General features: G+C 69.4%; 23 protein-coding genes, 3 pseudogenes and 1 riboswitch. Of the genes and pseudogenes, 16 read left to right on the top strand and 10 right to left on the bottom strand.

Annotated features, from left to right (window positions below; all coding sequences use genetic code 11):
• Positions 1–141: 141 nt before the first annotated feature.
• Both IDM45_RS06230 and IDM45_RS06225 read right to left on the bottom strand, forming a co-directional pair.
• The gene (locus IDM45_RS06230) at positions 142–513 is read right to left on the bottom strand and encodes a cell division protein ZapA (RefSeq protein ID WP_209422077.1); all 372 of its coding nucleotides are present in this window, start codon (positions 511–513) and stop codon (positions 142–144) included.
• Positions 510–737, bottom strand: coding sequence for a DUF904 domain-containing protein (locus IDM45_RS06225; RefSeq protein ID WP_209422076.1), 228 nt, complete (start codon positions 735–737; stop codon positions 510–512). The genes IDM45_RS06230 and IDM45_RS06225 overlap by 4 nt, the downstream gene beginning before the upstream one ends.
• Positions 738–780: 43 nt before the next feature.
• Positions 781–1,029: riboswitch (cobalamin riboswitch) on the top strand.
• 81 nt (positions 1,030–1,110) lie between these two features.
• Here IDM45_RS06225 and IDM45_RS06220 point away from each other — a divergent pair.
• The 12 genes and pseudogenes from IDM45_RS06220 (at position 1,111) to IDM45_RS06165 (ending at position 13,482) form a co-directional block, all read left to right on the top strand.
• Positions 1,111–3,000 carry a TonB-dependent receptor domain-containing protein gene (locus tag IDM45_RS06220; RefSeq protein ID WP_209422075.1) on the top strand — a complete coding sequence of 630 codons (1,890 nt, stop codon included), beginning with the start codon at positions 1,111–1,113 and terminating at the stop codon, positions 2,998–3,000.
• Between the two features lie 20 nt (positions 3,001–3,020).
• Complete coding sequence (locus IDM45_RS06215; RefSeq protein ID WP_209422074.1) at positions 3,021–4,403, top strand: cobyrinate a,c-diamide synthase; 1,383 nt, start codon at positions 3,021–3,023, stop codon at positions 4,401–4,403.
• Between the two features lie 11 nt (positions 4,404–4,414).
• A pseudogene (locus tag IDM45_RS06210) lies at positions 4,415–5,040 on the top strand (bifunctional adenosylcobinamide kinase/adenosylcobinamide-phosphate guanylyltransferase).
• Between the two features lie 23 nt (positions 5,041–5,063).
• A complete protein-coding gene (locus IDM45_RS06205) occupies positions 5,064–5,930 on the top strand; it encodes an ABC transporter substrate-binding protein (protein WP_209424027.1) in 867 nt (288 codons plus the stop codon).
• A 98-nt stretch (positions 5,931–6,028) separates the two neighbouring features.
• Positions 6,029–7,005: pseudogene (locus IDM45_RS06200) on the top strand (FecCD family ABC transporter permease).
• 20 nt (positions 7,006–7,025) lie between these two features.
• Positions 7,026–7,817 (top strand): ABC transporter ATP-binding protein, encoded by a 792-nt coding sequence (locus IDM45_RS06195; RefSeq protein WP_209422073.1) that lies wholly within the window; start codon positions 7,026–7,028, stop codon positions 7,815–7,817.
• 122 nt (positions 7,818–7,939) lie between these two features.
• The gene (locus IDM45_RS06190; protein ID WP_209422072.1) at positions 7,940–8,296 is read left to right on the top strand and encodes a hypothetical protein; all 357 of its coding nucleotides are present in this window, start codon (positions 7,940–7,942) and stop codon (positions 8,294–8,296) included.
• Positions 8,297–8,665: 369 nt separating this feature from the next.
• Positions 8,666–10,749: pseudogene (locus IDM45_RS06185) on the top strand (TonB-dependent receptor domain-containing protein).
• A 125-nt stretch (positions 10,750–10,874) separates the two neighbouring features.
• Positions 10,875–11,444: a cob(I)yrinic acid a,c-diamide adenosyltransferase gene (gene cobO / locus IDM45_RS06180; protein ID WP_209422071.1), complete on the top strand. Its 570-nt coding sequence runs from the start codon at positions 10,875–10,877 to the stop codon at positions 11,442–11,444.
• 82 nt (positions 11,445–11,526) lie between these two features.
• A complete protein-coding gene (locus tag IDM45_RS06175; RefSeq protein ID WP_209422070.1) occupies positions 11,527–12,048 on the top strand; it encodes a methylated-DNA--[protein]-cysteine S-methyltransferase in 522 nt (173 codons plus the stop codon).
• Between the two features lie 65 nt (positions 12,049–12,113).
• Entirely contained in the window at positions 12,114–12,512 is a 399-nt protein-coding gene (locus tag IDM45_RS06170) for a DUF4351 domain-containing protein (RefSeq protein WP_209422069.1), read from the top strand.
• Between the two features lie 43 nt (positions 12,513–12,555).
• On the top strand, positions 12,556–13,482 hold the full coding sequence (locus IDM45_RS06165) for an MBL fold metallo-hydrolase (RefSeq protein ID WP_209422068.1): 927 nt from the start codon (positions 12,556–12,558) through the stop codon (positions 13,480–13,482).
• A gap of 66 nt (positions 13,483–13,548) precedes the next feature.
• Here IDM45_RS06165 and IDM45_RS06160 read toward each other — a convergent pair whose 3' ends face one another.
• Complete coding sequence (locus IDM45_RS06160; protein WP_209422067.1) at positions 13,549–14,514, bottom strand: helix-turn-helix transcriptional regulator; 966 nt, start codon at positions 14,512–14,514, stop codon at positions 13,549–13,551.
• 1 nt (position 14,515) lies between these two features.
• Positions 14,516–16,021: a DUF2779 domain-containing protein gene (locus IDM45_RS06155; RefSeq protein WP_209422066.1), complete on the bottom strand. Its 1,506-nt coding sequence runs from the start codon at positions 16,019–16,021 to the stop codon at positions 14,516–14,518.
• Between the two features lie 210 nt (positions 16,022–16,231).
• Between IDM45_RS06155 and IDM45_RS06150 the strand changes: the two genes are divergently transcribed.
• The 3 genes from IDM45_RS06150 (at position 16,232) to IDM45_RS06140 (ending at position 17,322) form a co-directional block, all read left to right on the top strand.
• Positions 16,232–16,540 carry a DUF883 domain-containing protein gene (locus tag IDM45_RS06150; RefSeq protein WP_209422065.1) on the top strand — a complete coding sequence of 103 codons (309 nt, stop codon included), beginning with the start codon at positions 16,232–16,234 and terminating at the stop codon, positions 16,538–16,540.
• 85 nt (positions 16,541–16,625) lie between these two features.
• Positions 16,626–17,021 carry a phage holin family protein gene (locus tag IDM45_RS06145; protein ID WP_209422064.1) on the top strand — a complete coding sequence of 132 codons (396 nt, stop codon included), beginning with the start codon at positions 16,626–16,628 and terminating at the stop codon, positions 17,019–17,021.
• Position 17,022: 1 nt separating this feature from the next.
• Positions 17,023–17,322 carry a hypothetical protein gene (locus IDM45_RS06140; protein ID WP_209422063.1) on the top strand — a complete coding sequence of 100 codons (300 nt, stop codon included), beginning with the start codon at positions 17,023–17,025 and terminating at the stop codon, positions 17,320–17,322.
• A gap of 78 nt (positions 17,323–17,400) precedes the next feature.
• Here IDM45_RS06140 and IDM45_RS06135 read toward each other — a convergent pair whose 3' ends face one another.
• Positions 17,401–18,459 carry a quinone-dependent dihydroorotate dehydrogenase gene (locus IDM45_RS06135; RefSeq protein WP_209422062.1) on the bottom strand — a complete coding sequence of 353 codons (1,059 nt, stop codon included), beginning with the start codon at positions 18,457–18,459 and terminating at the stop codon, positions 17,401–17,403.
• Positions 18,460–18,495: 36 nt separating this feature from the next.
• On the opposite strand from IDM45_RS06135, the gene rpiA reads away from it, so the two are divergent.
• A complete protein-coding gene (gene rpiA, locus IDM45_RS06130) occupies positions 18,496–19,197 on the top strand; it encodes a ribose-5-phosphate isomerase RpiA (RefSeq protein ID WP_209422061.1) in 702 nt (233 codons plus the stop codon).
• On the opposite strand, the gene IDM45_RS06125 is transcribed toward rpiA, so the two are convergent.
• From IDM45_RS06125 to IDM45_RS06105, 5 genes are all read right to left on the bottom strand, one after another.
• Positions 19,191–19,952 carry a glutaredoxin family protein gene (locus tag IDM45_RS06125; protein WP_209422060.1) on the bottom strand — a complete coding sequence of 254 codons (762 nt, stop codon included), beginning with the start codon at positions 19,950–19,952 and terminating at the stop codon, positions 19,191–19,193. The genes rpiA and IDM45_RS06125 overlap by 7 nt on opposite strands.
• Before the next feature lie 143 nt (positions 19,953–20,095).
• Positions 20,096–22,129 carry a M3 family metallopeptidase gene (locus IDM45_RS06120; protein WP_209422059.1) on the bottom strand — a complete coding sequence of 678 codons (2,034 nt, stop codon included), beginning with the start codon at positions 22,127–22,129 and terminating at the stop codon, positions 20,096–20,098.
• Between the two features lie 44 nt (positions 22,130–22,173).
• A complete protein-coding gene (gene folD, locus IDM45_RS06115; protein ID WP_209422058.1) occupies positions 22,174–23,043 on the bottom strand; it encodes a bifunctional methylenetetrahydrofolate dehydrogenase/methenyltetrahydrofolate cyclohydrolase FolD in 870 nt (289 codons plus the stop codon).
• 102 nt (positions 23,044–23,145) lie between these two features.
• Positions 23,146–23,772: a response regulator transcription factor gene (locus tag IDM45_RS06110; protein ID WP_209422057.1), complete on the bottom strand. Its 627-nt coding sequence runs from the start codon at positions 23,770–23,772 to the stop codon at positions 23,146–23,148.
• Between the two features lie 56 nt (positions 23,773–23,828).
• Positions 23,829–26,321, bottom strand: coding sequence for a PAS domain-containing sensor histidine kinase (locus IDM45_RS06105; protein ID WP_209422056.1), 2,493 nt, complete (start codon positions 26,319–26,321; stop codon positions 23,829–23,831).
• Positions 26,322–26,362: the final 41 nt, after the last annotated feature.

The following is a 26,362-nucleotide window of genomic DNA, read 5'->3' as shown; positions in this document are numbered from 1 at the left end:
GAGATGATCACGCCTGCCAGGCGATGTACCAAGCCCGGGCTCATATGAGCATTGGTTCAAGGAACTATAAAGCCCGGCAGCACCGCAGACGAGTCCATTGTAAGCCCGCCTGTGCCCTTTGGGCGCTGTGCTGGCCAATGTTTACAAAGCTGCTGGCATCTGTTCGTCCAGAGCTTCATCCAGTCGCTCGATGAGCTGGCCCAGGCGCTCGTTGGCGTATGCGTCGTCGGCGTATGTGTCGGCAGTGGGCTGCACCTCGGCGGAGGCGCCCTCGTACTCGGCACGGGCCTGGGCGGTCACTGCGGCCACCACATCGCGGTCGGCGATCTCGAAGGCCAGATTCAAGGCCACCAGCACGGCGATGCGCTCGCGGGCGCGCACCTTGCCCGTGTCGCGGATGCGTGTCATGGCCGTATCCACGCGCTCCACTGCTTCCAGCAGACGCGCTTCCTGCCCCTCGGCGCAGGCCAGCAGATAGCTCTGCTGCAGTATCTGAACTTCGATCTGTTTCATGGGGTGTCGTCGTCCATGGCTGGCTGGTTGGCCGGCAGGCGGTCGAGCAGCGCATCGACACGCGCACGGGCAGCCTGGAGCCGGGATTTGAGGGAATCGCGCTCCTGGGCGAGCGCCAAGACCTCCTGCGTCAGCAGGGTATTGGCGTGCTTGATCTGCTCGTGCTGCTGCAGCAGCCGCTCCACGCGTTCGGCAAGCTGGTCAATCGGAGAGGGGGCTGGCATAGGGGTGCGATTGTAGATAGTGCCGGGGCGATGCTGCACCTGCACATAAAATCGCCCCGTTGGTGCTCGCTGCATGGTTCACATGCCGCAGTTCAACGGGAAGCAGGGAGGGGCTCTTCAGCGCGAAGAAACATGTCCCGGGCCTGCGCTGCCCCCGCAACGGTCAGCGAACGAGCCGCACGCCGGCTCCCCTTTCACGCACGAAGCCACTGGGCGCCTTGAACAAGCGCCTGGGAAGGCGCCTGGAAGGCGTGTCGCCAGCCCGGATACCGGCCAACAAGGAGGCTGCGCCGTGCCCGCTGGGCAGGCGCAGCCATGTCACCCACTGCTGGCGGGGAAGCTGGCACGGGTTTGTTGCTTCTTTTGTCCTTCCATGTCGATTACCCTGTCTAGCGCCCGTCTGGCTGCCATTGGCGCCGGCGCGCCCCTGCGTCTGAGCGCTTTGGCCCTGGCATCTTTGAACCTGTGCGCCGCCCAGGCGCAGGACGCCACGCTGCTGGCGCAGAACCTGCACGCGCCAACGATGAACGAAATCGTGGTCACGGCCAATCGGGTGGCCCAGCCGCTGACCGATGTGCTGGCCGATGTGACCATCGTCGATCGCCAGACCATAGAGAGCAGCGGCGCTGCGGCGCTGGCCGATGTGCTGGCGCGCCTGCCCGGCATCGAGCTGTCGCGCAACGGCGGCCCCGGCACGGTCACCAGCCTGTTCCTGCGCGGTGCGGAGACGCGCTTCACCGCCGTCTATGTCGATGGTGTGCGGGTTGACTCGCAGGCCGGCAGCGGCGGCGCGACCTGGGAGGCCCTGCCGCTGTCGCTGATCGACCGCATTGAGGTGCTGCGCGGGCCGGCAGCGGCCATCTATGGCTCGGACGCCGTGGCTGGGGTGATCCAGATCTTCACCAAGAAGGGCGAGGCCGGCGTGGCGCCCTACGTGGGCATTGGCCTGGGCACGTACCGTACCTGGCGCACCGAGGCCGGCGTAAGCGGCGCCAGCGGCACGCTGGACTATGCCCTGGGCCTGACGCGCGAGGGCAGCCGGGGCTTCAGCGCCAAGACCGACGCCAAGAGCAACCCTGACCGCGACGGCTACCACCAAAGCGCCGTCAATGGCCGGCTGGGCTGGCAGATCAACGCCGCGCACCGCCTGGAAGGCACGCTGCTGCACAACGAGTCCAACAGCGGCTACGACACCAGCCAGGAAGATGACCGCAGCCTGCACCGTATCCAGACGCTGGGCGCGCACTGGCAGGCGCAATGGAGCGAGGGTTACAAGACCCGCCTGTCCGTGACCGAATCCCGGGATCGCTACGAGACCCGGCCCTCGCCCTACCTGACCAACACCCAGTTGCGCGGCTACCTGCTGCACAACGAGTGGCGCCTGGGCGAGCACCAGTTCACCGCAGCGCTGGAGCGGCGCGAAGACCACCTGGACAACGCCCCTATCGACCGCGACCGCTCGCAAAATGCCCTGGCCCTGGGCTGGGGCCTGCGCGCCGGGGCGCACACGCTGCAGCTCAACGCCCGCCACGACCGCGACAGCGAGTTCGGCGGCAAGAGCACCGGCAGCGCCGCCTATGGCTACGAATTCGCCCCCAACTGGCGCGCCACTGCATCGATGGGCACGGCCTTTCGCGCGCCCACGCTGTACCAGCGCTTCAGCATGTACGGCGACGCCAGCCTGACCCCCGAGACGGCACGCAACGTCGAGCTGGGCCTGAAATGGCTCCAGGGTGCCAGCAGCTTCTCGGCCACCGTGTACCGCAACAACGTCAGTAACCTGATCACCTTCGTCAGCGGCCCCGGCCCTTGCCCGGGTGGCAGCGGCCCCTACCCGGGCTGCTACGACAGCATCGGCAAGGCACGCTACCAGGGCCTGACCCTGGCCGGCTCGCACCAGTTGGCCGGCGTGCGCCTGCACGGCTCCATCGATTTGCAGAACCCCAAGAACCTGGACACTGGCAAGCAGCTGCAGCGCCGTGCCAAGCGCCACGCCGCCCTGGGCGCCGAGACCCGGATCGCCCACTGGACGGTGGGCGGCGAGGCGCAGCTGTCGGGCCGGCGCTTCGACGATGCTGCCAACAAGAACGTGCTGGGCGGCTACACCCTGCTGAACCTGCACGCCAGCACCCGCGTGGCGCGCGACTGGCAGATCGTCGCCCGCCTGGACAACCTGACGGACAAGCACTACGAAGTCGCGCGCACCTACGCCACGCCGGGGCGCAGCTTCTATGTCGGCCTGAAGTGGGCGCCGCAGTACTGACGGCAGCTGGCGCCAGCGGCATGAGCACACCCGCCACACCCGCGCGCTGTCCGGCGCTGGTCATTGCCGCGCCCGCCTCGGGCCAGGGCAAGACCACGGTGGCCGCTGCGCTGGCCCGGCTGCACACCCGGGCCGGGCGGCGCGTGCGCGTGTTCAAGTGCGGGCCGGATCACCTCGACCCGCACTGGCACGAGCTGGCCAGTGGTGCGCCCGTGCATCCGCTGGACTTGTGGCTGACCGGCGAGCACGACTGCCGCGCCCGCCTGCACGCCGCCGCCCATGAGGCCGACCTGATCCTGATCGAAGGCGTCATGGGCCTGTTCGATGGCCAGCTGAGCGTGGCCGAACTGGCGCGCCGCCTGGGCATCCCGGTGCTGGCCGTGATCGACGCCAGCGCCATGGGCGGCACGCTGGGCGCGCTGGTGCATGGCCTGCGCAGCTATTGGCCTGATCTGCCCTGGGCCGGCGTGCTGGCCAACCGCGTGGCCGGCGCGCGCCACGCCGACATGCTGCGCGCCGGCCTGCGCGATGCGAGCGACTGGCTGGGGGCCGTGCCCTCTGTGGCCGGGCCGCAGGAGCAGCCGGGCCGCCAGAGCCGCCCTGCCGCCCTGCTGCCCGAGCGCCAGCTCGGCCTGGTGGCGGCGCGCGAGCTGCCCGATGCCCTGGCGCGGCTGGACGCTGCCGCTGACGCCCTGCAGGCCACGCCGCTGGGCCGCATGACGGCGCAGGACTGGCAGCGCTGGGCTGTTGAATTCCCGCCGCCGGCACCGTCGGCCAGTGCCGCGCCCGCACCCCTGCTGGCCGGGCGACGCATTGCCGTGGCGCAGGACGAGGCGTTTTGCCTGATCTATCGGGCCAACCTGGACGTGCTGCGCCAGCTGGGCGCGCAGGTCGCGTGCTTTGCCCCGCTGCGCGGCGAGCCGCTGCCGGCGTGCGACGCGCTGTGGCTGCCCGGCGGCTTTCCCGAACTGCACGCCCCGGCGCTGGCAGCGCAGAGCGCGCTGCGCGAGCAATTGCGCCAGCACATCGCCGCCGGCAAGCCCATCTGGGCCGAAGGCGGCGGCATGGTGGCGCTGCTGGGCGGCATCACCTTGCCGGATGGCAGCCGCGCGCCGCTGTGGGACTTGCTGCCCGGCCACGCCACCTTGCACACCCGCCTGCAGGCGCTGGGAATGCGCGTGCTGCAGTGGCCGGATGCCGCCGGGCTGCGCGGCCACAGCTTCCACTATTCGAGCACCGACACGGCAGTGCCCATCGTGGCCCAGGCCGTGCGGCCTGATCCGGCAGACGGTGCTGCCGGCGCCGAGCCGGTCTATCGCCACGGCAGCATCCACGCCAGCTATTTCCACGCCTGGTTCGCCTCCGAGCCGCAGGTCGTGGCGCGGCTGCTGGGTGCGGCTTGAGAGGACACGCCATGCAGCTTGCCCGCAGCGAACTCATCCTGGGTGGCCAAAAAAGCGGCAAATCGCGCCGCGCGGAAGAATTGGCACGCCTGTGGCTGCAGACCCCCGGCCAGCGTGCCACGCTGATCGCCACGGCCCAGGCGCACGACGCCGAGATGCGTGCGCGCATCGAACGCCACCAGCGCGAGCGTGCCGAGCGAGTGCCGGGCATGGGGCTGATCGAGGAGCCGCGCGACCTGGCCGGCGCGCTGGCGGCGCACAGCCGGGCCGACACCCTGCTGGTGGTGGACTGCCTGACGCTGTGGCTGACGCACTGGCTGATGCCGCTGAAGGCCGGCCCAGCACCTGCTGCCGCCGCCACCGTTCAACGCGCCAGTGCCGCTGAATTTGCATCAAATCGGCCCCAAACCCTTGACTGGCAAGCGCAAGCAGCTCATTTTTTGAAGCATTGCAGCAAGCCCCCGGCCCCGTCGTGCTGGTGGGCAACGAGATCGGCCTGGGCGTCATCCCGCTGGGGCGCGAGGTGCGCGCCTTCGTCGATGCCCTGGGCCTGCTCAACCAGCGCGCTGCTGCGGCCTGCCGGCGTGTCACGCTGATGGCTGCCGGCCTGCCCCTGACCCTGAAGGACGAGCCGTGAAGCAAGCTGTCTGCCCCCGTCTGCTGCGTGCCATCGCCGGCGCGCTGGCCCTGGCCGGCGCGGCCCTGTCGGCGCACGCCACTATCCAGATCACCGACGACCGGGGCCGCACGCTGCACTTCGACGAGCCGCCGCGCCGCGTGGTCAGCCTGCTGCCCTCCAGCACCGAGAGCCTGTGCGAGATGCAGCAGTGCGAGCGCCTGGTCGGGGTCGATCGCTACTCCAACTGGCCGGCCTCGGTGCGCCAGTTGCCCAAGGTGGGTGGCGGCATAGACCCCAATATCGAGGCCATCGTGGCGTTGCGGCCCGATGTGGTGCTGCTGTCGGTGAGCAGCCGCGTCAGCGACCGGCTCGAAGCCCTGGGCGTCAAGGTCGTGGCGCTGGAGCCCAAGACCCATGCCGACGTGCGCCGGGTGCTAACCCTCATCGGCGACCTGTTCGCCGTGCCGCGAGCGCAAGGGGCCGACCGGCTGTGGCGCGTCATCGACGCCGCCGTGCAGGCCGCCGCCCAGTCGCTGCCGCCCAAGGCCCGGGGCGCGCGCGTGTATTTCGAGGTCAGCCGTGGGCCGTATGCCGCCGGCCAGCCGTCCTTCATCGGCGAGACGCTGGCGCGCCTGGGCGCGCGCAACGTCGTGGCAGCGGATCTCGGCCCCTTCCCGCGCCTGAGCCCGGAGTACGTGCTGCGCGCCCAGCCCGACGTCATCATGGTGTCCAACCGCAGCGCCCAGCCCATGACCCGGTACCCTGGCTGGGACAAGCTGGCGGCCATCCGCGCAGGGCGGCTGTGCGTCTTCGGCCCCGAGCACTCGGACGTGCTGGTGCGCCCCGGCCCGCGCATGGCCGAGGCGGCGCGCCTCATGGCCGGCTGCCTGAGCGAGAAATTTCAGTGAGTTCGGCAAGTTCAGCGAGCACTGCCGGCGCCAGCGCACCGCCCCATGCGGCGGATGCCAGCCGCGCCGCGCCGGCCAGCGGCCAGCGCCGCGCCGCCGTGCTGGCTGCCGCGCTGCTGGGCCTGAGCGTCCTGCTGCTGCTGCTGGGCGCCAGCGTCGGCAGCACGGGCTTCGACAGCGTATTGAAGATGGGCCACGACCCGCTGGCGCAGCAAATCGTCTGGGACATCCGCCTGCCGCGCACCCTGGGCGCCTGGCTGGCCGGCGCGCTGCTGGGCCTGGCCGGGCCATCTCGCAGGGCCTGTTTCGCAACCCGCTGGCCGACCCCTACTTGCTGGGCAGCGCCTCGGGCGCGGCCCTGGGCGGGGCGCTGGCGCTGGCGCTGATGGGCGTGGGCCTGGCCAACGCCGGCTGGTGGGCGCGCCTGGGCCTGACCGGGGCAGCCTTCCTCGGCGCCACCGGCGCGGTGCTGCTGACCCTGGTGCTGGCGCGCGGCGTGCAGCACACGCTGCGCCTGCTGCTGGCTGGCGTGGTGGTCGGCGTGGTGCTGAGCGCCGCGCGCGACCTGATCCAGGTGGCCAACCCGCAGATCCTGGAGGCCATGCAGGTCTTCACCATGGGCAGCTCGGCCTTCGTCGGCTGGCAGGCCTGCCTGCTGATGGCCGTGCTGTGGCTGCTGTGCGCGCTGGCGGCCTGGGCGCTGTCGCGCCTGCTCGATGGCCTGCTGCTGGGCGAGGCCACGGCGGCCAGCCTGGGCCTGCCGCTGGTGCCCATGCGCGCCGGCCTGGTGCTGGCGCTGGCGCTGGCCACCGGCACGGCGGTGGCACACACCGGGCTGATTGCCTTCGTCGGCCTGGCGGCGCCGCACCTGGTGCGCTCCATGGCCCGGGTGACGCACCAGCGGCAGGTCTGGCTGGCCAGCCTGATGGGCGGCGTGCTGCTGCTGGCGGCCGACATCCTGGCGCGCTGGCTGATCGCGCCGCAGGAGCTGCCCGTGGGCGTGCTCACCGCCGCACTGGGCGGCAGCTACCTGCTGTGGCTGATGCACCGGCGCTCGCTCGGGGGCGGGCTGTGAGTCTGCGGACGACGAAGACCATGCATTCATCAGCTACTGATTCAATAGCTGTCCGCGCGCGTGGAATAAGGGCCAACGTGCAAAAAACCCAGATATTGCACGGTGTGGACGTGGCCTTGCCGGCAGGGCGCTGGACTAGCGTGGTCGGCCCCAACGGGGCAGGCAAGTCCACCTTGCTCAAGTGCCTGGCCGGCCTGCTGCGCCACGCCCGCATCGAGGGCGAGATCGAACTGCTGGGCCGCCCGCTGGCCGACTGGCCGGCGCGCGAGCGGGCGCGGCAGCTGGCCTGGCTGGGCCAGAACGAGGCCGCTGCCGACGAGCTGCCCGCCTACGACATCGCCATGCTGGGCCGCCTGCCGCACCGCGCCTGGATGGCTCCGCCCTCGGATGCCGACCATGCCGCCGTGCAGGCTGCGCTGCACACCACCCAGGCCTGGGACTGGCGCGCGCGGCCCCTGGCGCAGCTGTCCGGCGGCGAGCGCCAGCGCGTGCTGCTGGCGCGCGCGCTGGCGGTGCAGGCGCCCATCACGCTGATGGATGAGCCGCTGGCCAACCTCGACCCGCCACACCAAAGCGACTGGCTGCGCACCGTGCGCGCCCTGGTCGCTGGCGGCGCCACGGTGGTCAGCGTGCTGCATGAGATCTCCATTGCGCTGCAGGCCGACGATCTGCTCATCATGGCCGCAGGCCGGGTGGTGCATCACGGCCCCTGCAGCGACGCCGCCACGCACGCGGCGCTGGAGCAGGTCTTCGAGCAGCGCATCCAGGTGCGCCAGATCGACGGCCTGTGGATGGCGCTGCCGCGCGTGTGAGCGATGAAAAGTGGCGGGCCGAGGGATGACTCTTTGCGCGTTCGCGCCGCTGCCCGGTCGGTCTGGTTTATCCTGCCCAGCCCCCTATGAGCAGACCGCAGCTTCCTCCCCGCTTCAATCCCATGGCGCACCGCCTTGCGCTGGGGTGGCTGCTGCTGGCGTTGCTGCTGGGGCCGGCACTGGGGCGGATGCACCAGATCGTCCACGGCCTGGGCGGCGGCGCCCCCCCTACGCCAGCGCATGGGGCCGACAGCCAGGGTCTGCAGGCGCTGCAGGCGCTGCAGGCGCTGTTTGCCGGCCATGGCAGCGCCGACTGCCAGGTGCTCGATCAGCACACCGTGGGGGGGACTGCGCCCGTGCCCTTACTGGCGCTGGCACATGCGCCGCCCCATGCCGCGCCCGTGCATTTTTCCGCCGCGCTGCCTGTAGCGCGCCGGCCCACACCGTTTCAGGCGCGCGCCCCGCCCGGCAGCCGCTGAGTGTGCGTGGGTCGCGGCTGGCTTGGCGCTGCGCCTGGCTGCTCGCACGCGGCGTTCAAGCGCTGCCCAGGCCCCTGCCACCGCGCACGGGGTGTGCGGCAGGCGTGGGCCTCTCGTTGCACGGCTCGTGGCGCCGCCTGCGCGGTGCTGGCATCGGGCCCGCCGGACAGCGTGGGGGGCCGCTTGCGCCCGCACCGCAACACCCGCCAGGACTCCTGATTTGATAGCTGACAGCCCGTGTCCCTGAAGGGTTGGTGCTGATTTTCATCAATTTTGCGGCAGCTTCGCCTGCTGTGCGTTGTGTCGTGCCCGTTGCTGCAGCAAGTGGCTGGCGTGGCGCATTCACTTCTTTCTTGATCGAGTCGATTCATGACTTCTGCGATTGCTTCTTCTTTTCTCGTGCCCTGCGGGCTGGCGGCCCTGGTGGCGTCTGGCTCTGCCTGGGCGCAGCCTGCAGGCGATGACCGCCTGGCGGCTGCAGGCGCTGCCAGCCTGCCCGAGGTCACCGTCTCCACCAGCGGCCTGCAACTGGGCGTATCCGAAATGACGCAGCCCGTGTCGGTGCTCGAAGGCGACGCGCTCGTGCGCCAGCGGGGCGCCACCCTGGGCGAGACGCTGGAGGGCGAGCCCGGCATCACGGGCAGCCACTTCGGCGCCGGTGCGAGCCGGCCGGTGATCCGCGGCATGGACGGCGCGCGCGTGCGCGTGCTGACCGACGGCGCCGAACTCCATGACGCTTCCACCATCAGTCCCGACCACGCGGTCGTGTCCGAGCCGCTGCTGGCCACGCAGATCGAGGTGCTGCGCGGCCCCTCGGCGCTGGTGCATGGCGCCGGCGCCGTGGGCGGCGTGGTCAATGTGCTGGACGGCAAGGTGCCGACGGCCGTGCCGTCCAAGGGCTACGAAGGCAGCGCCGAGCTGCGCGCCGGCAGCGCTGCGCGGGACAAGGCCGGCGCCGTGGCCATCACCGGCGGCAGCGGCCCATTCGCCATCCATGTCGAGGCCGCTGGCCGCGATGCGGGCGACTATCGGGTCGGCGGCGGCTGGGAGGGCGGCCGCCGCGTGCCCGGCAGCTTCAGCGACACGCGCAGCGCCAGCCTGGGCCTGTCGTGGGTCGGGAGCAGCGGCTATCTGGGCCTGGCCGTCACGCGCCAGACGGCGCGCTACGGCCTGCCCGGGCACAGCCATGGCTTCGAGGGCTGCCACACGCACGGCAACCACCTGCACTGCGGCACCCACGACCACGACCACGGGCAAGACCACGGGCAAGACCATGACCATGACCATGACCACGGGTCGGTGCCGGTGGTGGACTTGCGCAGCGAGCGCATCGACCTGCGCGGCGAGCTGCGCCGCCCGTTCGCCGGCGTGGCCGCGCTGCGCCTGCGCGGCGGCTTCACCGACTACGTCCACGACGAGATCGAGGGTGACGCAGTGGCCACCACGTTCAAGAACAAGGCCCATGACCTGCGCGTGGAACTGCAGCACGAGCCCATCGCCGGGCTGCGCGGCCTGCTGGGCGTGCGCAGCGCCGAGCGCAAGTTCAGCGCCGTGGGCGAGGAGGCCTACGTGCAGCCCACGCGCACGCGCTCGACCGGCGTGTTCCTGCTGGAGGAGTACCGCCTGGGCGACTGGCGCATCGAAGGCGCGCTGCGCCACGACCGGCAAAGCGCCCGCGCGCTGGACAGCGATGTGGAGCGCTCGCACCACGGCACCTCGGCCTCGCTGGGCGCCGTGTGGCGCGTGGCGCCAGGCTATGCGCTGGGCGCCAGCGTCACGCGCGCCAGCCGCGCGCCCACGGCCGAGGAGCTGTATGCGCGCGGCCTGCACATGGCCACCGCCACCTACGAGCGCGGCGACACCGGGCTGCGCTCGGAGATCTCGCGCAACGTCGACCTGACGCTGCGCAAGACCAGCGGCCCGACCACTTTTGATGTGACCCTCTACCGCAACAGCATCCGCCACTACGTCTACGGGCGCACGCTCGATGAGCTCGATGGCCTGCAACTGCTGCAGTACAGCCAGGCCGACGCCACCTTCACCGGAATCGAAGGCCGCGTGCGCCAGGCGCTCACGCGCCACATTGGCCTCGCGCTGTGGGGCGACAGCGTGCGCGCGCGCCTGGATGGGGCGGGCGCCTGCCGCGCATCGCGCCGGCGCGCGTCGGCCTGAAGCTGGACGCGCAGTGGCAGTCCTGGCAGGGCGACATCGAATGGCTGCAGGTGGCGCGCCAAAGCCGCGTGGCGCAATTCGAGAGCGCCACGCCCGGCTATGGCATGTTGAACCTGGGCCTGACCTACCACGGCGGCGCCGGCACGGCCACGCCGTGGCAGGTCTACGTGAAGGCACGCAACCTGACCGACCGCCTGGCGTACTCGCACGTGTCCTTCATCAAGGACGCGGCGCCGCTGGCCGGCCGCAGCGTGACGTTGGGGATGCGCGTGGCGTTCTGACGCCGGCCTTCGGCCTGCAGGAGTGGGGCGGGCCGGCACTGCACAGGCCCGCCCCATCACCTGCAGCCCCTGCAGCCCTGCATCTCTTGTATCGTCGCCCGTTTGTTGTCAGGAGAGCCTCCACCATGCAGATCGAAACCCCCCCGAGCGAAAAACCCTACGAAAAGCCCGAGGGCGAGCGCCGCGGCCTGGTCATCGTCAACACCGGCGATGGCAAGGGCAAGAGCACGGCGGCGTTCGGCCTGGCGTTTCGCGCCACGGGCCGGGGCAAGCCGGTCAAGGTCTTTCAGTTCATGAAAGTGCCTAGCGCGCGCTTTGGCGAGCACCGCCTGGCCGATCAGGTCGGCCTGCCGGTCGAAGGTTTGGGCGACGGCTTTTCCTGGAAGAGCCGCGATCTGGAGCAGTCCGCCCAGCTGGCGCGGGGTGGCTGGGCCAAGGCGCGCGAGGCCATTTTGTCGGGCGAGTATTTCCTGGTCGTGCTCGACGAGGTGACCTACCCGCTGATCTACGGCTGGCTGCCGCTGCAGGACGTGCTGGACACCCTGGCGCAGCGCCCGCGCGACGTGCATGTGTGCCTGACGGGGCGGCGCTGCCCGCAGGAGCTGATCGACGTGGCCGACACGGTGACCGAGATGAAACTCGTCAAGCACGCCTTCCAAGCCGGCGTGCCGGCGCAGCGCGGCATCGAGGATTGACCGCCTGGCGCACCGGCACAATGATTGCAGCCCGCCATCCATCGTCCCCTCACCCCCGCCAGGACACCGACAGGAGCACGCCATGCCACTGACCTCGACCACCATCCCCACGCCCCTGGGCGACATGCTCGCCGTGGCCTCGCCGCAGGGCCTGTGCCTGCTGGAGTTCGTCGGCCAAAAGGGCGTCGAGCGCGAGCTGGCCCAGGTCGAGGCAGCACGCGGCGGCAAGGCCGAGGAGGGCAGCAGCCCCATCCTGGAGCAGACGCGCCAGCAGCTGGGCGAATACTTTGCCGGCCAGCGCCAGGAGTTTTCCATTGCGCTGGATCTCGTGGGCACGCCGTTCCAGCTCAAGACCTGGCAGGCGCTGCTGGCCATCCCGCACGGCCAGACGCGCAGCTACGGCGAGCAGGCGCGCCACATCGGCCAGCCCACCGCCACACGCGCCGTGGCCGGGGCCAATGGCAGCAATAAGGTGTCCATCGTCGTGCCCTGCCACCGGGTCATAGGCAGCAACGGCAGCCTGACGGGCTTTGGCGGCGGCCTGGAGCGCAAGCAGGCGCTGCTGGAGCTGGAAGGGCGCGTCTTTGCCCCGATTTCAGCATGAAATCGACCGAAAGCCCTTGCCAGGCAAGCGCTGACAGCTATCAATTTTGAGAACACGCCGCAGCCATGCCCGCCGCGCACGACGCCTCCTACAAGCTGCTGTTTTCCGCCCCCGAGCTGGTGCGCCAGAGCAAGAACCGCCTGACCCTGCCCAAGGTGCAAGACTTGAAGGAGTTGAAGATGACACTGGCCGTGCGTTTTGAGGAATGGGCGCAGCAGCATGAGCAGCGGGGTATGGAGACGGGGCTGCAAAAAGGACTGCAGAAGGGGCTGCAGAAGGGCCGACAGGAGGGCGAGGCTCGCCTGCTGCAGCGTCTGCTGGTTGCCCGCTTCGGCCCGCTGTCGCAGCAGGCGTTGGCGGCGCTGCAGGCGGCTGATTCTGAGCAATTGGAGGCATGGACGGATCGGCTGCTGGACGCGCGCTCGCTGGCAGACATCTTCCAGGGCGAGCTGGGTGAAACATGAAGGTTTTCAGGGGAAAACCCTTACTGGTAAAGCGCATAAAGCTATGAAAAACGCAGCGAACCAAGCTCTGCAATTCGGCCCTGTCCAGGTTTGGCTGGGCGCCAAGTCCGGCAAATATCCCGATGGCAACCAGGTGCTGGTGCAGGGCCGCGACACGCGCGTGGCCTTCGATACGCCGCTGGTGGCGCGCCAGTTGCTGCACGAGCTGCAAAGCGTCGATCTGCTGCTGCTGGGCCACGTGCATGAGGATCACACCGTCGCCCTGGGCCAGCTGCAGCAGGCGGCGGTGCAAGTCCACGAGGCTGATCTGCAGGCCGCGCAGTCCTGGGAGGGCCTGGCACGCCACTACGGCTATCCGCCGCCGGTGCTGCAGGAGCTGCACCAACTCGTGCTGCGCGACTTCGACTATGTGCCGCGCCCCGATGCCACGGCCTATGTCGATGGCCAGGCGTGGGAGCTGGGCGGCGGCGTGCGCGTGCGCGCCCACCACCTGCCCGGACACACGGCGGGCCACTGCGCGCTGGTCGAGGAAAGCGCCGGCGTGGCCTTTATTGGCGACATCGACCTGACGGGCTTTGGCCCCTACTACGGCGATGCTGGCTCCGACCTGCGCGCCTTTCAGCGCAGCCTGCAGCGCGTGCGCGAGCTGGATGCGCGCGTCTGGGTGACTTCGCACCATCGCGGCGTGCTGACCGAGCGCGCAGCCTTCGAGCAGGCCCTGGCGCAGTTCGCCAGCAGGATCGATGAGCGCAACGACAGGCTGCTGGGCTATCTGCGGGATGGCCCGCAGACCCTGGCGCAGCTCACGGCCCGGCGCATCCTCTACCCGGTGGGCTTCGAATACCCGTATGTGGACAGCGCCGAGCAGCGCAGCATCGAGCAGCACCTGGACTGGCTGGTGGAGCAGGGCGAGGTGCGGCGCAGCCCCGGGGCCGATGGCGAAGACCTGTTTGCCCTGGCCCGCGCCTGAAAAAGCTGCCAGCCCCCGACAAACAGAAATCCCGCTGTCGGCGCTGCCCTGGCCCGCGCCGCGCTTTCAGGTGCGCTCCACCGCTTGTTTGCTGACCTCCTGCACCGCATCGCCAAAGCCCCGCAGCCACCACTGCAGCATGGCGCTGTCCACCACCGTCGCCTGCACGAGCAGCCAGTCGCCCTGGTCTTGCACCTGCTGGTTGTGCGCCAGGGGCGTCTCCAGCAGGTGCTGACCGGCGCCGCGCTGGATGCGAAAGCGCAAGGACACATGCCGGCCCTCGCCAAAGCCGAAGCGGCCATCGTCGTCATAGCGCTGCAGATCGAACTCCGGCGGCGGCTCGAAGGTCAGGGTGGACGCCTGGGCGCTGCGGATGCGGTGCAGGGCCAGGCTGCGCTCGTTGTCGAAGCCGTCGTAGCGGCAGACCAGGTACAGCCGTGGGCCTTGCTGCGCCAGGCCCAGGGGCATGACGCGCACTGGCCGGCGCTTGCCTGCAGCGTTCTGGTAGTCCAGCTCCAGCCAGCGGTTGGCGTACAGCGCCTCGCTGACTTCCTCCAGCACGCTGGGGCGGATGCGCGGGGGCAGCAATGGCTGGCTGGTTGCCACCACGCGCACCTTGCGCGGCCATTGGCGCTCCAGTTGGGTGTTGGCGGCGTCGCCCAGGTTGCGCCGCGCCTGGGAAAAAAAGCCGTTCATGGACTGCATCAGCCGGGGCGGCAGCAGGTGGCGCAGGTGCTCCTCGGCCAGGCGCAGCAGCAGGGATTCCTGCGCCGTCAGGTGCGGCACGGCCAGGCCGCGGGCGTGCTCCAGCCAGCGGTAGCCGTAGGGCTTGCTGCGCTCGTCGCGCTCGATCTCGAAGTGCTGACTGAGCATTTCCAGCAGCCGCTGGATGGAGCGCATGTCGCGCTCCAGGCCTATGCCCTGGAGCTCGCGCTGCAGCTCGCCAGCGGTGATCCTGCGCCCGCGCGGGATGCGGCGCAGCAGCTCCACGGCCAGGCGCGTGGTCTCCAGGGTGTCGGGGCGGCGGGCCATGTCAGCCTTTCGACTGGATGTGCTGCACGCCGGTGAAGGCGGCCCACAGGCGCACCATGGCCCAAGTGTCGAGCCGGCAATAGGCCAGCAGCTGGCGGCGCAGCACGGCGCGGCGATCGGCGTCGGTGGCCGGGGCGATGGCCTCCAGGAAGGCCTGCTGCGCGCCGTCGCCGTCCTGCACGCCGTCCAGCGCGTCATAGCTCAGGTCGGGGCACAGCGCGGGCAGCACGACCTTGATACTCCAGCTGCCCTGCTGACTGGGGTGGTAGTAGTGGGCGCGCGCCACGGGCAACAGATCGACCAGGCGCTCGGCCAGCGCCAGCAGGGCCGGGGCCAGCTGCGGGTAGCGCTCGGCCAGGGCGCGGATGCAGCCGCCCTCGAAGCCGGCGTTGTAGGCATAGATCGGCCCTTGCCGGCCACAGGCGTCGATCAGCGCCTGGGCCAAGGGCAGGGTGGGGTTGTCGCCCGAGAGGTCGAGGAACTCGCGATGCTCGATGCTGCCGCCGCGCCCCAGCCGGTGGACGCTGAATTGGAAGGGCAACTGTTGGTAGGGCCGGGTGCCACGCCACAGCGGCACGGCAAACTGGATGGTTTCGAAGTCCAGGAAGCAGGCCGGCAGCTTATGCTGCGCCAGCTCCTGCGCGCTGGCGCGGCGGTCGAAGTAGGGCCGGCCCGTCAGCGTGGCGGCCTTGACGCGCTGCTGGCGCTCGTTGAGCCAGTCGTCGGGCACGTCGGCCAGCTCGGTGATGCCGTCTGCAGCCAGGCGCTCGTCGAGCTTGCGGCCCCGATAGGGCAGCCACTGCACCGGATGACGCGCCTGGGGTTGCTGCGTCTGGCAGTGCTGCTGAAAGCCGCAGGCGTAGGGCGTGCTGCAATGCGCGCCGGGCGGGGCGAGTGGCGGTCTGCGCCGCTGCACCACGGCCTGCGCCTGGGCGATCCATTCGCGCACCTCGCCAGCGCGGGCAAGAGCGTCCTCGGTCAGGTCTTCTTCCCTGAGCAGACCCTGGTAGTCGCCACCGCCCGGGTAAGTCCAGGAGCTATCGATGTGCGCCAGCGCCACGGCGCGCAGTGGCAGACCGCTGGCGCGTGCTGCAAAGGCCTGCACGGCCACGTCCTCGCGGTAGTGCTCGTGTACCCGGGTGCTGGACTTGATCTCGACCATGCGCCAGCCGGCGTGTGCGCCCCGGCCATGGGGCAGCAGCACATCGGCAAAGGCCAGCGCACCCTCGCCCTGGAAGCCGGCCTCGAAAATGGGCCGACGCTCCTGCAGCAGCTCGCGCGTGCGGACAAAGGCGGCGCCGAAGTTGCGGCCATCGATCTCGATCAGCTCGCCGCGCCCCTGCGGGTCGTAGAGCTGGCGCGCCAGCTCGCCCACGCTGTGGCCAACGGTGAAGCTGGCCTGCGTGGCGGAGCTGTCTTCGCGCAGCTCGGGCCGATGCACCTCCAGCCACAGGCGCAGCGGGCATTGGCGCAGGGCCATCAGCTTGGTCTTGGACAACAGGCGCATGGGCGCTCCTCTCTGTTTTTTGATGCGTGTCAGAAATTGTGTCAAACCTGCAGGGCGCGGCCCGTGCCGGCAGCGCTGCCCGTGCAACGGTCTGCATGGGCCGTAGCCAGGCGGCAGAAGTTGTAACTTCAGCGCTTAAGATGGGACACCCGCCTACACAGGCCGTGTGCAGCGGGTTTTACTGTTGAGTCCAACGAAGAAAGGCTTGTCATGACCTCCGTATCCGACACCATCTCCAGCACCCAAAGCGAACTCGAACGCCTGGTGGGCGATCTGCGCAGCCTGCTGTCCAGCAAGGATTTGGACAACATCCCGCAGATCCGTCAGTTGCGCGAGCGCCTGGACGATGGCATCGACACCGTGCGCGACTCCGCTGTGCGCGCTGCCCAGGAGGCTGCCAGCCAGGCGCGCGATGCCGCCCGCGCAGCCGACCGCTACGCCCACGACGAGCCTTGGCGCGTCGCCACTGCCGCCGTGGCCGTGGGAGCGCTGGTGGGCTTTTTGCTGGCGCGCCGCTGATCGGCGGCCCGCACCGCTGCCTCTGTACCGTCCCTCGCCTCATCCATTGCGCGCAGCGCGCGCCAGCCACTGAAAGAAGGAGCGCATGAACTGGTTATCCCTGCTGGGCCTGGAAGGCTGGGTGGCACGCTGGCGCGCCGCCGCCATCGAAGGCGCGATTGCTGCCGAAGACCGCATCGCGCTGGCGCGCCTGGAGCTCGATGATCTGAAGCGCCGACTGGCGCAGATGATCGTCATGGTCATCCTGTTCGGCGCGCTGGCGGTGCTGGCGCTGTTGCTGCTGTCGCTGGCCGTGCTGGTTCAGTTCTGGGATTCGCCGCAGCGCTCGCTGGTGGCCTGGCTGCTGGCCGGCGGCTGGACGGTGGCCTGCGTGGGTGTGCTGCTGGCCATCGTGTCGCTGGCGCAGCGCCTGGGCAACGCTTTTGCCTTCACGCGGCGCGAGTTGGGCAACGACTGGAACCTCATCAAGGGAAAGCTGTGACATGAGCGCCAAACCTCTGCCCGTCCCCACGCCCGAGCAGCAGCAGGTGCTCGACCGCATCCTGGTACAGCGCGAACGCCTGCGCGCCCGGCGCGAGGCCTATCGGCAAACGCGCGCCATCATGCAGGCGCGCACCGGCGTCGATCCGCACTCGCCCCTGCCGGCGCGACTGCTGGCCTTTGCCAAGCTGCATCCCGCCGTGGTGGCCGCCCTGGCCGGGGTGGCAGTGCTGGCCGGGCCGCGCCGGCTGATCCGCCTGAGCGGGATGCTGATGCCGCTGCTCTCGCGCCTGCGCCGCTGATGGACGCTGCAGCGCAGCCTGTAGAGACAAAAAAGGGCCGCCCGTGTTGCGGCCCTTGGTTTTTTCGGGAAAGTGCGCTCAGCGCATGGCCCGGATGGCGCGCGCCGCCTGGCCGACCAGCGCCGGGCCTTGGTAGATCAGCCCGGTGTAGAGCTGCACCACGTCGGCGCCGGCGCGGATCTTGTCCACCGCGTCCTGTGCGCTCAGGATGCCGCCCACGCCGATGATGGGAAACTGCGCGCCCAGGGCGGCACGCAGTTGCTGGATGACGGCATTGCTCTTGTCGCGCACCGGTGCGCCGCTCAGGCCGCCTGCCTCCCCGGCATGGGGCAGGCCTTGCACGGCGTCGCGGCTGATGGTGGTGTTGGTGGCGATCACCCCGTCCATGCCGTGGCGCTGCAGCGTGGCGGCGATGACGGTGACCTGCGCCTCGTCCAGATCAGGGGCGATCTTGACGAAGATCGGCACGCGCCGGCCCTGTGCCTGGGCCAGCCGCTCGCGCTCGGCGGCGATGGCCGACAGCAGCGCGTCCAGCGCCGCGTCGCTTTGCAGCGCACGCAGGTTCTGCGTATTGGGCGAGCTAATGTTGACGGTGACGTAATCCGCGTGCGGGTAGACGCCGACCAGGCACTGCAGATAGTCGCGCGTGGCGTCCTCGATGGGGGTGGCGGCGTTCTTGCCGATGTTCAGGCCCAGCAGCAGGGGCTGGCGGCCCGCGCTGCGTTCGCCGCGCACGCGCGAACGCTGCACGTTGTCGATGAAGGCCTGCAGGCCATCATTGTTGAAGCCCAGCCGGTTGATGAGGGCCTGCTTTTGCGGCAGGCGGAACATGCGCGGCTTGGGGTTGCCGGGTTGCGGGCGTGGCGTCACCGTGCCGACTTCGACGAAGCCGAAACCCATGGCGGCCAGCGCGTCGATGCAGCGGGCGTTCTTGTCCAGGCCAGCAGCCAGGCCGACGCGGTTGGGGAAGCTGAGGCCGGCCAGCTGCAGCGGATCGCTCACCGCCGGCTGCTGCCAGGCCCATTGCAGGGGCGTGCCCTGGCCGCGCGCCAGGGTCTGCATGGTCAGGTCGTGGGCGGCCTCGGGGTCGAGGTGGAACAGGAAAGGGCGCGTCAGCGCATAGGGCAGGAGGGACATGCGGATAATTCAGTGCTTTGCCGTGGATTTTCGCCCATGACCACCTCAACAGATTCCGCCCCGCTGTCCCAGGACGCGCTCAAGACCCTGGTCGGCCAGGCCGCGCTGCACTATGTCGAGCCTGGCACCATCGTCGGCGTCGGCACCGGCTCGACGGTCAACAAGTTCATCGATGCCCTGGCCACCATCAAGGAGCGCATCCAGGGCGCCGTCTCCAGCTCCGAGGCCAGCACCGAGCGCCTGCGCGCGCTGGGCATCCCGGTGCTCGGCGCTGACCAGGTGGCGTCGCTGCCGGTGTACATCGATGGCGCCGACGAGATCGACGCACACGGCTACATGGTCAAGGGCGGCGGCGCGGCGTTGACGCGCGAGAAGATCGTCGCCGCGCTGGCCGAGCGCTTCGTGTGCATCGTCGATGAATCCAAGCAGGTGCCGACCCTGGGCCGGTTCCCGCTGCCGGTGGAGGTCATCCCCATGGCGGCGGCGCAGATTGCCCGGCGCTTCGAACAGGCCTTCGGCGGCGCGGCGCGGCTGCGGCTCAAGGACGGACAGCCCCTGGTCACCGACAACGGCCAGCACATCCTGGACGTGACCGGCCTGGCCATCAGCGACCCGCTGGCCTTCGAGAGCGAGGTCAACCAGTGGCCCGGCGTGGTCACCGTGGGCGTGTTCGCGCACCAAAAGGCCAGCATCTGCCTGCTGGGCACGGCGCGCGGCGTGCAGACCCTGAACTACTGACTGGCTGGGCCGGGGTGCCCCTGCGGCGCCAGCGCCGAGGAGGCCGACCCGGCGGAGCTTCCCCCGAACTGAGGGCCGGGAGGGGCTGATCCTCTAGAAGATGATGCCGGCGGGATTGGTCGCGGGATTGGTTGGGCTGGCAGGGTTGCGCGGCGTGCCGGGACGTCGGGCGCCGGACTGCGGCTCGGCATCGGCGGGCGCGGGGCGGTCGCCGGCTCGACCACCACCGGCACCAGCGGCGTGGCAGGGGGCTGGCGGTAGCTGGCCGGCAGTTGCGACTGCTTGGGATAGCCGGCAGCGTCCAGGTACTGCGTCCACTCGGCATCCTGGAAGCCCTTGAGCTGCTGCGCGCCAATGGTCAGCAGCGGCAGGCTGGCCTCGCTGGCCAGGCGCTTGAGGGCGTCGATCTCGTCATTGGTATTGACCGTGCGCTCGGTGAACGGGATGCCGCGCTGCATCAACAGCACGCGGGCGTTGGCGCAGGGCGCGCACCCGTTGCTGGTGTAGAGGGTGACGGGGTAGCGGCTGGTGATCTGGCGCAGAGCGAAGGGCAGCTGCGGCGTGGCGGCGGGGCTGCCACCGCGCGCCGTGCCGACCACCTGGCTGTCCTCGGCACTGCCGTCGGGGGCGCGATCGGAGAACGTGACCTTGCCATCCGGCCCGACGATGCGATAGACCTGCTGGGCCTGGATGGCCGATGACAGCAGACCAGCCCAGACGCAGATCACGGCAGCGGCAATGCGCGAGGCACTCATGCGCTTCTCCTCATATGGCTTTGGTGGATGCAAAAATCATAGCTGCTTGCGCTTGCTGGATAAGGGTTTGCATGTCAAAAAACCTGCAAAGCCTTATATGAAAAGCGCTGATAGCTCATCTTTTCATAGTGAGTACAGGGTGCTCAGGCCATGCCCTGGTGGCGCAGCAGGGCGTCGATGCTGGGCTCGCGGCTCCGGAAGGCCTTGAAGGACTCCATGGCCGGGCGGCTGCCGCCGGCTTCCAGGATGGCCTGGCGGTAGCGCCGGCCGGTCTCGGGGCTGTGCCGGCCTTCGGCGTCCACGGTTTCCTCGAAGGCGGCGTAGGCGTCGGCGGACAGCACCTCGGCCCACTTGTAGCTGTAGTAGCCCGCCGCGTAGCCGCCGGCGAAGATGTGGCTGAAGGTGTGCGCCGTGCGGCTGAAGGCCGGCGGCTGGAGCACGGCGACCTCGTCGCGCACGGCGGCCAGGAGCTGCTGCAGGTGCTCGGCGGGCTGGGCGTCGCTGTGCAGCAGCATGTCGAACAGGGCAAATTCCACCTGGCGCAGCGTCTGCATCCCGGCCTGGAAGTTGCGCGCGGCCAGCATCTTGTCGTAGAGCGGGCGCGGCAGCGCTTCGCCTGAGTCCACGTGCGCCGTCATGTGGCGCAGCACGCTCCACTCCCAGCAAAAGTTCTCCATGAACTGGCTGGGCAGCTCCACGGCATCCCACTCGACGCCGCCGATGCCCGACACGTCGCGCTCGCTGACCTGGGTCAGCAGGTGGTGCAGGCCGTGGCCGAATTCGTGGAATAGCGTGATCACGTCGTCATGCGTCAGCAGCGCCGGCTTGCCCTCGACGCCGCTGGCGAAGTTGCACACCAGGTAGGCAATCGGGGTCTGCAGCTGCTCGGTGTCCGGGCGCAGCCAGCGCGTGAGCGCATCGTCCATCCAGGCGCCGCCGCGCTTGCCGGTGCGCGCGGCAGTGTCCAGGTAGAACTGGCCGATGAGTTCGCCGCCGCGCTCCAGCCGGTAGAACTCCACGCCGGGGTTCCACACGGGCGCTGCGTCGCGGCGGATCTCGACCTCGAACAGCGTCTCGATGATCTTGAACAGGCCGGCCAGCACCTTGGGCGCGGTGAAATATTCCTTCACTTCCTGCTCGCTGAAGGCGTAGCGCGCTTCCTTCAGGCGCTCGGAGATGAAGGGCCAGTCCCAGGACTGCGGCTCGTGCAGATCGAGCTGCTCGGCGGCAAAGGCGCGCAGGTCGGCCACGTCCTGCTCAGCATGGGGCCGGGCGCGGCGCGCCAGGTCGCGCAGGAAGGCGATGACCTGCGCTGGCGAGTCGGCCATCTTGGGCACCAGCGAGACTTCGGCAAAGCTGGCGTAGCCCAGCAGCTTTGCCTCCTCTTGGCGCAGCGTCAGGATCTCGGCCATGACAGCGCTGTTGTCCAAGCGTGCGGCTTCGCCCTCGGCCTGGTCGGAGGCGCGCGTGACGTAGGCGCGGTACAGCCGCTCGCGCAGCGCGCGGTTGCGCGCGAACTGCATCACCGGCAGGTAGCAGGGCATCTTGAGCGTCAGCTTGTAGCCCTCCTGGCCCTCGGCCTGGGCGGCTGCGCGGGCGGCCTGCACCACGTCGTCCGGCAGGCCATCGAGCTCGTCCAGGCGGGCGAAGTAGCCAAAGCTGTCAGTGGCGTCCAGGGCGTTTTCGCTGAATTTCTGCATCAGCTCGGCCAGGCGCTCCTGGATGGCAGCAAAGCGCTGCTTGTCGGCGCCCTGCAGCTCGGCGCCCGAGAGCACGAAGTTGCGCATGGCGTTGGCGTGGGCGCGCTGCTGCTCGGCGTTCAGCGTGGCTACATCGATGGCCTTGTACTTGGCGTACAAGGCTTCGCTGGCGCCCAGGCGTGTCCAGAACTCGGTCACGCGCGGCAGGGCGGCGTTGTAGGCGGCGCGCAGCTCGGGCGTGTCGGCTACGCTGGACAGGTGGCTGACGGCGCCCCAGGAGCGGCCCAACTCCTCGGTGGCCACGTCCAGCACGCGCGAGATGGCGCACCAGTCGGCCGGGAAGCCGGGCGCCGTGACCTGCGCCAGGGCTGCCTCGCTGCGGCGCAGCAGCTCGTCCACGGCGGGGGCGACGTGCTCGGGCGTGATGCGGTCAAAGGGGATGTGGCCGGAAAAGTCGAGGAGGGGATTGCTGGTCATGACAGGGCAGAGTGGCGACGCGGGCGGTAAGTTTCAAGCCGGGTTCAAGCCAGGGCCGGGGTGGCGGCCAGCCGCTCGGCGGCCTCCAGCGTGTTGACCAACAGCATGGTGATGGTCATGGGGCCGACGCCGCCGGGCACGGGCGTGATCCAGCCGGCCACCTCGCGCACGCCGGCAAAGTCCACGTCGCCGCACAGCTTGCCCTCGTCGTTTCGGTTCATGCCCACGTCGATGACCACGGCGCCGGGCTTGCACATGTCGGCCGTCAGCACGTCCCGCTTGCCCACGGCGGCGACCACGATGTCGGCCTGGCGCGTGAATGCGGCCAGGTCTGCCGTGCCGCTGTGGCAGATGGTGACCGTGGCGTTGGCGGCCAGCAGCATCAGCGCCATGGGCTTGCCGACGATGTTGGAGCGGCCAATGACCACGGCGTGGCGGCCCCGCAGGTCTTTCATCCCGATGGATTCGAGCATCTTCATGCAGCCGTAGGGCGTGCAGGCCTTGAAGCCACTTTCGCCCACCAGCAGCGCGCCGGCGCTGGCGACGTGGAAGCCGTCCACGTCCTTGGCGGGCGAGATGGCTTCTATGACCTTGTGGTCGTCGATGTGCGCGGGCAGCGGCAGTTGCACCAGGATGCCGTGGATGGCCGGGTCGCGGTTGAGCGCCTCGATGCGCGCCAGCAGCTCGGCTTCGGACAGGCTGGCGTCGTGCCGCTCCAGCACTGAATGAAAGCCCACGTCCTCGCAGGCCAGCACCTTGTTGCGCACATAGACCTGGCTGGCCGGGTTGTCGCCCACCAGGATCACAGCCAGGCCGGGGGTGATGCCGCGCTCCTTGAGGGCAGCGGTGCGCTGGCGGACTTCGCCGCGCAGTTGGCGCGACAGGGCATTGCCGTCGATGAGTTGGGCAGTCATGGTGGTTTGCAGAGGTTTTGCCAATGAAAAAGCTGCCTGGGGCTTGTGGGACAAGCGCCGGCAGCTATGAAAATGATAGTTTTGTGAGGTGCGGGAAGGCGCTCAATGCTTGGCCGGACTGGGTGCCAGGGCGATCTTGAGCAGATCGGCCACAGTGTTGGCGCCGAGTTTTTCCATGATGTTGGCGCGGTGCGCCTCCACGGTCTTGATGCTGATCCCTAAGTCGTCGGCGATCTGCTTGTTCAGGCGCCCGGCGACGATGCGCTCGAGCACCTGCGCCTCGCGGCTGGTCAGTTTGGACAGCAGCGCGTCGCGGCTGATGGCCTGCTGGTGGTCGGCGAAGGCCTCGCGGGCGCGATCCAACATGCGCTCGACCAGCTCGACCAGCTCGTCTTCGTTGAAGGGCTTCTGGATGAAGTCCAGCGCGCCCTTTTTCATGGTGTTGACGGCCATGGGCACGTCGCCGTGGCCGGTGATGAAGACGATGGGCAGGGGCGACTTGCGCTCGATCAGGCGATCTTGCAGCTCCAGGCCCGTCATGCCGCCCATGCGGATGTCCACGATTAGGCAGGCGATTTCGTGCGGGTCGTAGCGCGACAGAAAGGACTCGGCCGAGTCGAAGCAGCGCACCCGGTAGTCCTTGCCTTCGAGCAGCCATTGCAGCGAATCACGGACGGCTTCGTCGTCATCGACGATGTGGACGGTGCCCTTCTTGGGAGTCATGCTCATGCGGAAAAATCTCTCGACGCTGGGATGATGCTACAAGTTATGTAGCTCGATGGCGGCTATGCCAGCGGCAACCAGAAGGAAAACCGGCAACCGATAACCTCCGAACCATTGTAGAGGTTCTCGGCCTGCATCCGGCCCTGGTGCGATTCGACGATGCTGCGGCACAGGTTCAGGCCGATGCCCATGCCCTCGCTCTTGGTCGAATAGAACGCCTCGAACAGGTGCGCCAGCATCTGCGGCCCCAGGCCGCCGCCGGTGTCCTGCACGGTGAATTCGATCACGTCCTGCTCCTCGGCCTGGCGCGGCACGACGCGCAGCTCCACGCTGCGCTGTGCCGGCGGGCGCTGGGCGTTGGCGATGGCCTCGGCGCCGTTTTTCATCAGGTTGATCAGCACCTGCTCGATCAGGATGGAGTCGGCCATGATGGGCGGCAGCCGCGCGGCGACATAGTGCGTCAGGCGCACGTTGTGCCGGCGCAGCTCGATGCCGGCCAGCTCCACCGCCTCGGCCACGATGTGGTTGACATCGGCGGGCTGGCGGTTGGGCTCGCTTTTCTTCACGAAGGCGCGGATGCGCTGGATGATCTGGCCGGCGCGCTGCGCCTGGTGGGCGGTCTTTTGCAGTGCGCCCAGCAGAGCTTCTTCGGTGATTTGCTGGCGCTCGATGCGCGAGATCATGCCGCTGCAGTAATTGCTGATGGCGGTGAGCGGCTGGTTGAGCTCATGCGCCACGCTGGAGGCCATCTCGCCCATGGTGATCAGGCGGCTCACCGACTGTGCGCGTTCGGCCTGGCGCGCGGCCTGCTCCTCGGCCAGACGGCGCGGCGTGATGTCGGTGGCAATGACCATCTGCGCCAGGCGCCCGTCCACCCAGTTCAGGTAGCGCGAGCGCACCTCCAGCCATTTGTCCAGCTCGGGCAGGTAGATTTCGGCGTTGCCCGGGCCAGCGCTGGTCAGCGAGTCGGTGGGCAGGCCCATCAGGCCGTCCTCGTCGCTGGCGCCGTCGCCGCCCTCGCTGGCACGCTGCAGCGGCAGCCTGCCGGCCTGGGCCAGCAGCTGCAGATGGCCCACGGTCTGCGAGCCGAACCACTGGCGGTACAGCCGGTTGGCAAACAACAGCTCCTGGCTGCCCAGCGGCGCCACCGAGACCGAGGCGTCCAGCGCCTCCAGCACGATGGTGAAGCGCTCGTGCGAGGCGGTGAGCTGCTCGCGCACGCGGTTGGGTTCGGTGATGTCGGTCATGGAGGTCATCCAGCCGGTCTGCTGGCCGCGCGCATCGACCAGCGGCGAGACATACAGCCGCGCGTCGAAGACCACGCCGTTCCTGCGCTGCACGCGCACCTGGAAGCCCCCGGGCGCGACCTGGCCCGACAGCTCCTCGCGCAGCTTGGCGTGCAGGGTTTCGTGTTCTTCCTCGGGCCAGTAGCTGTAGGGCGGCATCTGGCCGACCAGCTCGGCCTCGCTCCAGCCCGTCATCTGGCAAAACGCCGCGTTGACATAGGTGATGCGCCCGTGCAGGTCGAGGGCGCGCATCCCGGTCAGGATGGAGTTCTCCATCGCGCGGCGGAAGTTGGTCTCGGCAATCAGGGCCTGCTGGGCCTGCAGGCGCCGGCGTGTGTGGCGCCAGGTGGCGATCAGCATCCAGGTGGTCATGGCGCTGAGCGTGCCGACCAGCCAGAACAGGCCGCTGCCGACCACGCCCAGCGAGGTGCGCCAGGCCTGCGCGCGCAACACCAGCCCGTTGCCCACCGGCGAGACCGGGATCTGGTAGGCATTGGCCTTGGTCGTCCAGGGCAGCAGCGCATTGCTGCGCGGCGGCAGCGGCGTGCCGGCCAGCACGTGGTTGCTGGCGTCCAGCAGCGTGACGGCGTAGCGCGCCAGCACCTCGGTGGGCGTGCCATAGCGCAGCAGGCTGTCGATGGAGTACTCGGCCAGTACCACGCCGCCAAAGCGCCCCTGCGGCGCCAGCGGCACCTGCAGCTGCAGCAGCGGCACCGTCTCGTCGCTGGTCAGCACGGGCTGCGAATAGACCGGCTGCAAGGTGTCGCGCGCCAGGCCGAACAGGTTGGCCGCGTCGCCCGTGCGCAGCACCTCGCCGCCCACGCGCAGTTGGCTGCTGGTCACGGTGGGCGCGGCGTGGCTGGCGCGGATGCGCCGGCGCTCGTCGATCCAGGTGATGGCCTGCAGCTCGGGGTATTGGCTGATCAGGGCGTCGGCGCGGGTGACGAAGTCGCTGCGTTCCAGTTCGTGGTTGGACAGATCGCGCGCCAGGCGCATGATCTGCTCCTGGCGCTCCAGCAGGCGCAGCCGCACGCGCTGCTGGGCGTATTCGGCGTCGCGGCGCAGGGCTTCCTTCTCGCGCTCGACCTCCTCGGCGCGCAAATACCAGAACGACACGACGATGGCCAGCAGAAACATCATCACCGCCGCCAGCGGCGCCAGCGCAGCAAAGCGATCCTGGCGGGTAGGCGAGAGATTGCGCCACCAGGTGCGCCACCAGCGTTCAGGCGGCTCGGCAGGGGGGCAGGACGGTTCGGCGAGGGACGGCATGGGCAGAGTTTAAGCGTCGGTTCAGACCCGATTTCGCCAGG

It is taken from the genome of Melaminivora jejuensis (assembly GCF_017811175.1).
GTDB lineage: Bacteria > Pseudomonadota > Gammaproteobacteria > Burkholderiales > Burkholderiaceae_C > Melaminivora > Melaminivora jejuensis.
Note: the sequence above shows the minus strand (reverse complement) of the source record. Positions and strands in the feature narration are given on the sequence as shown.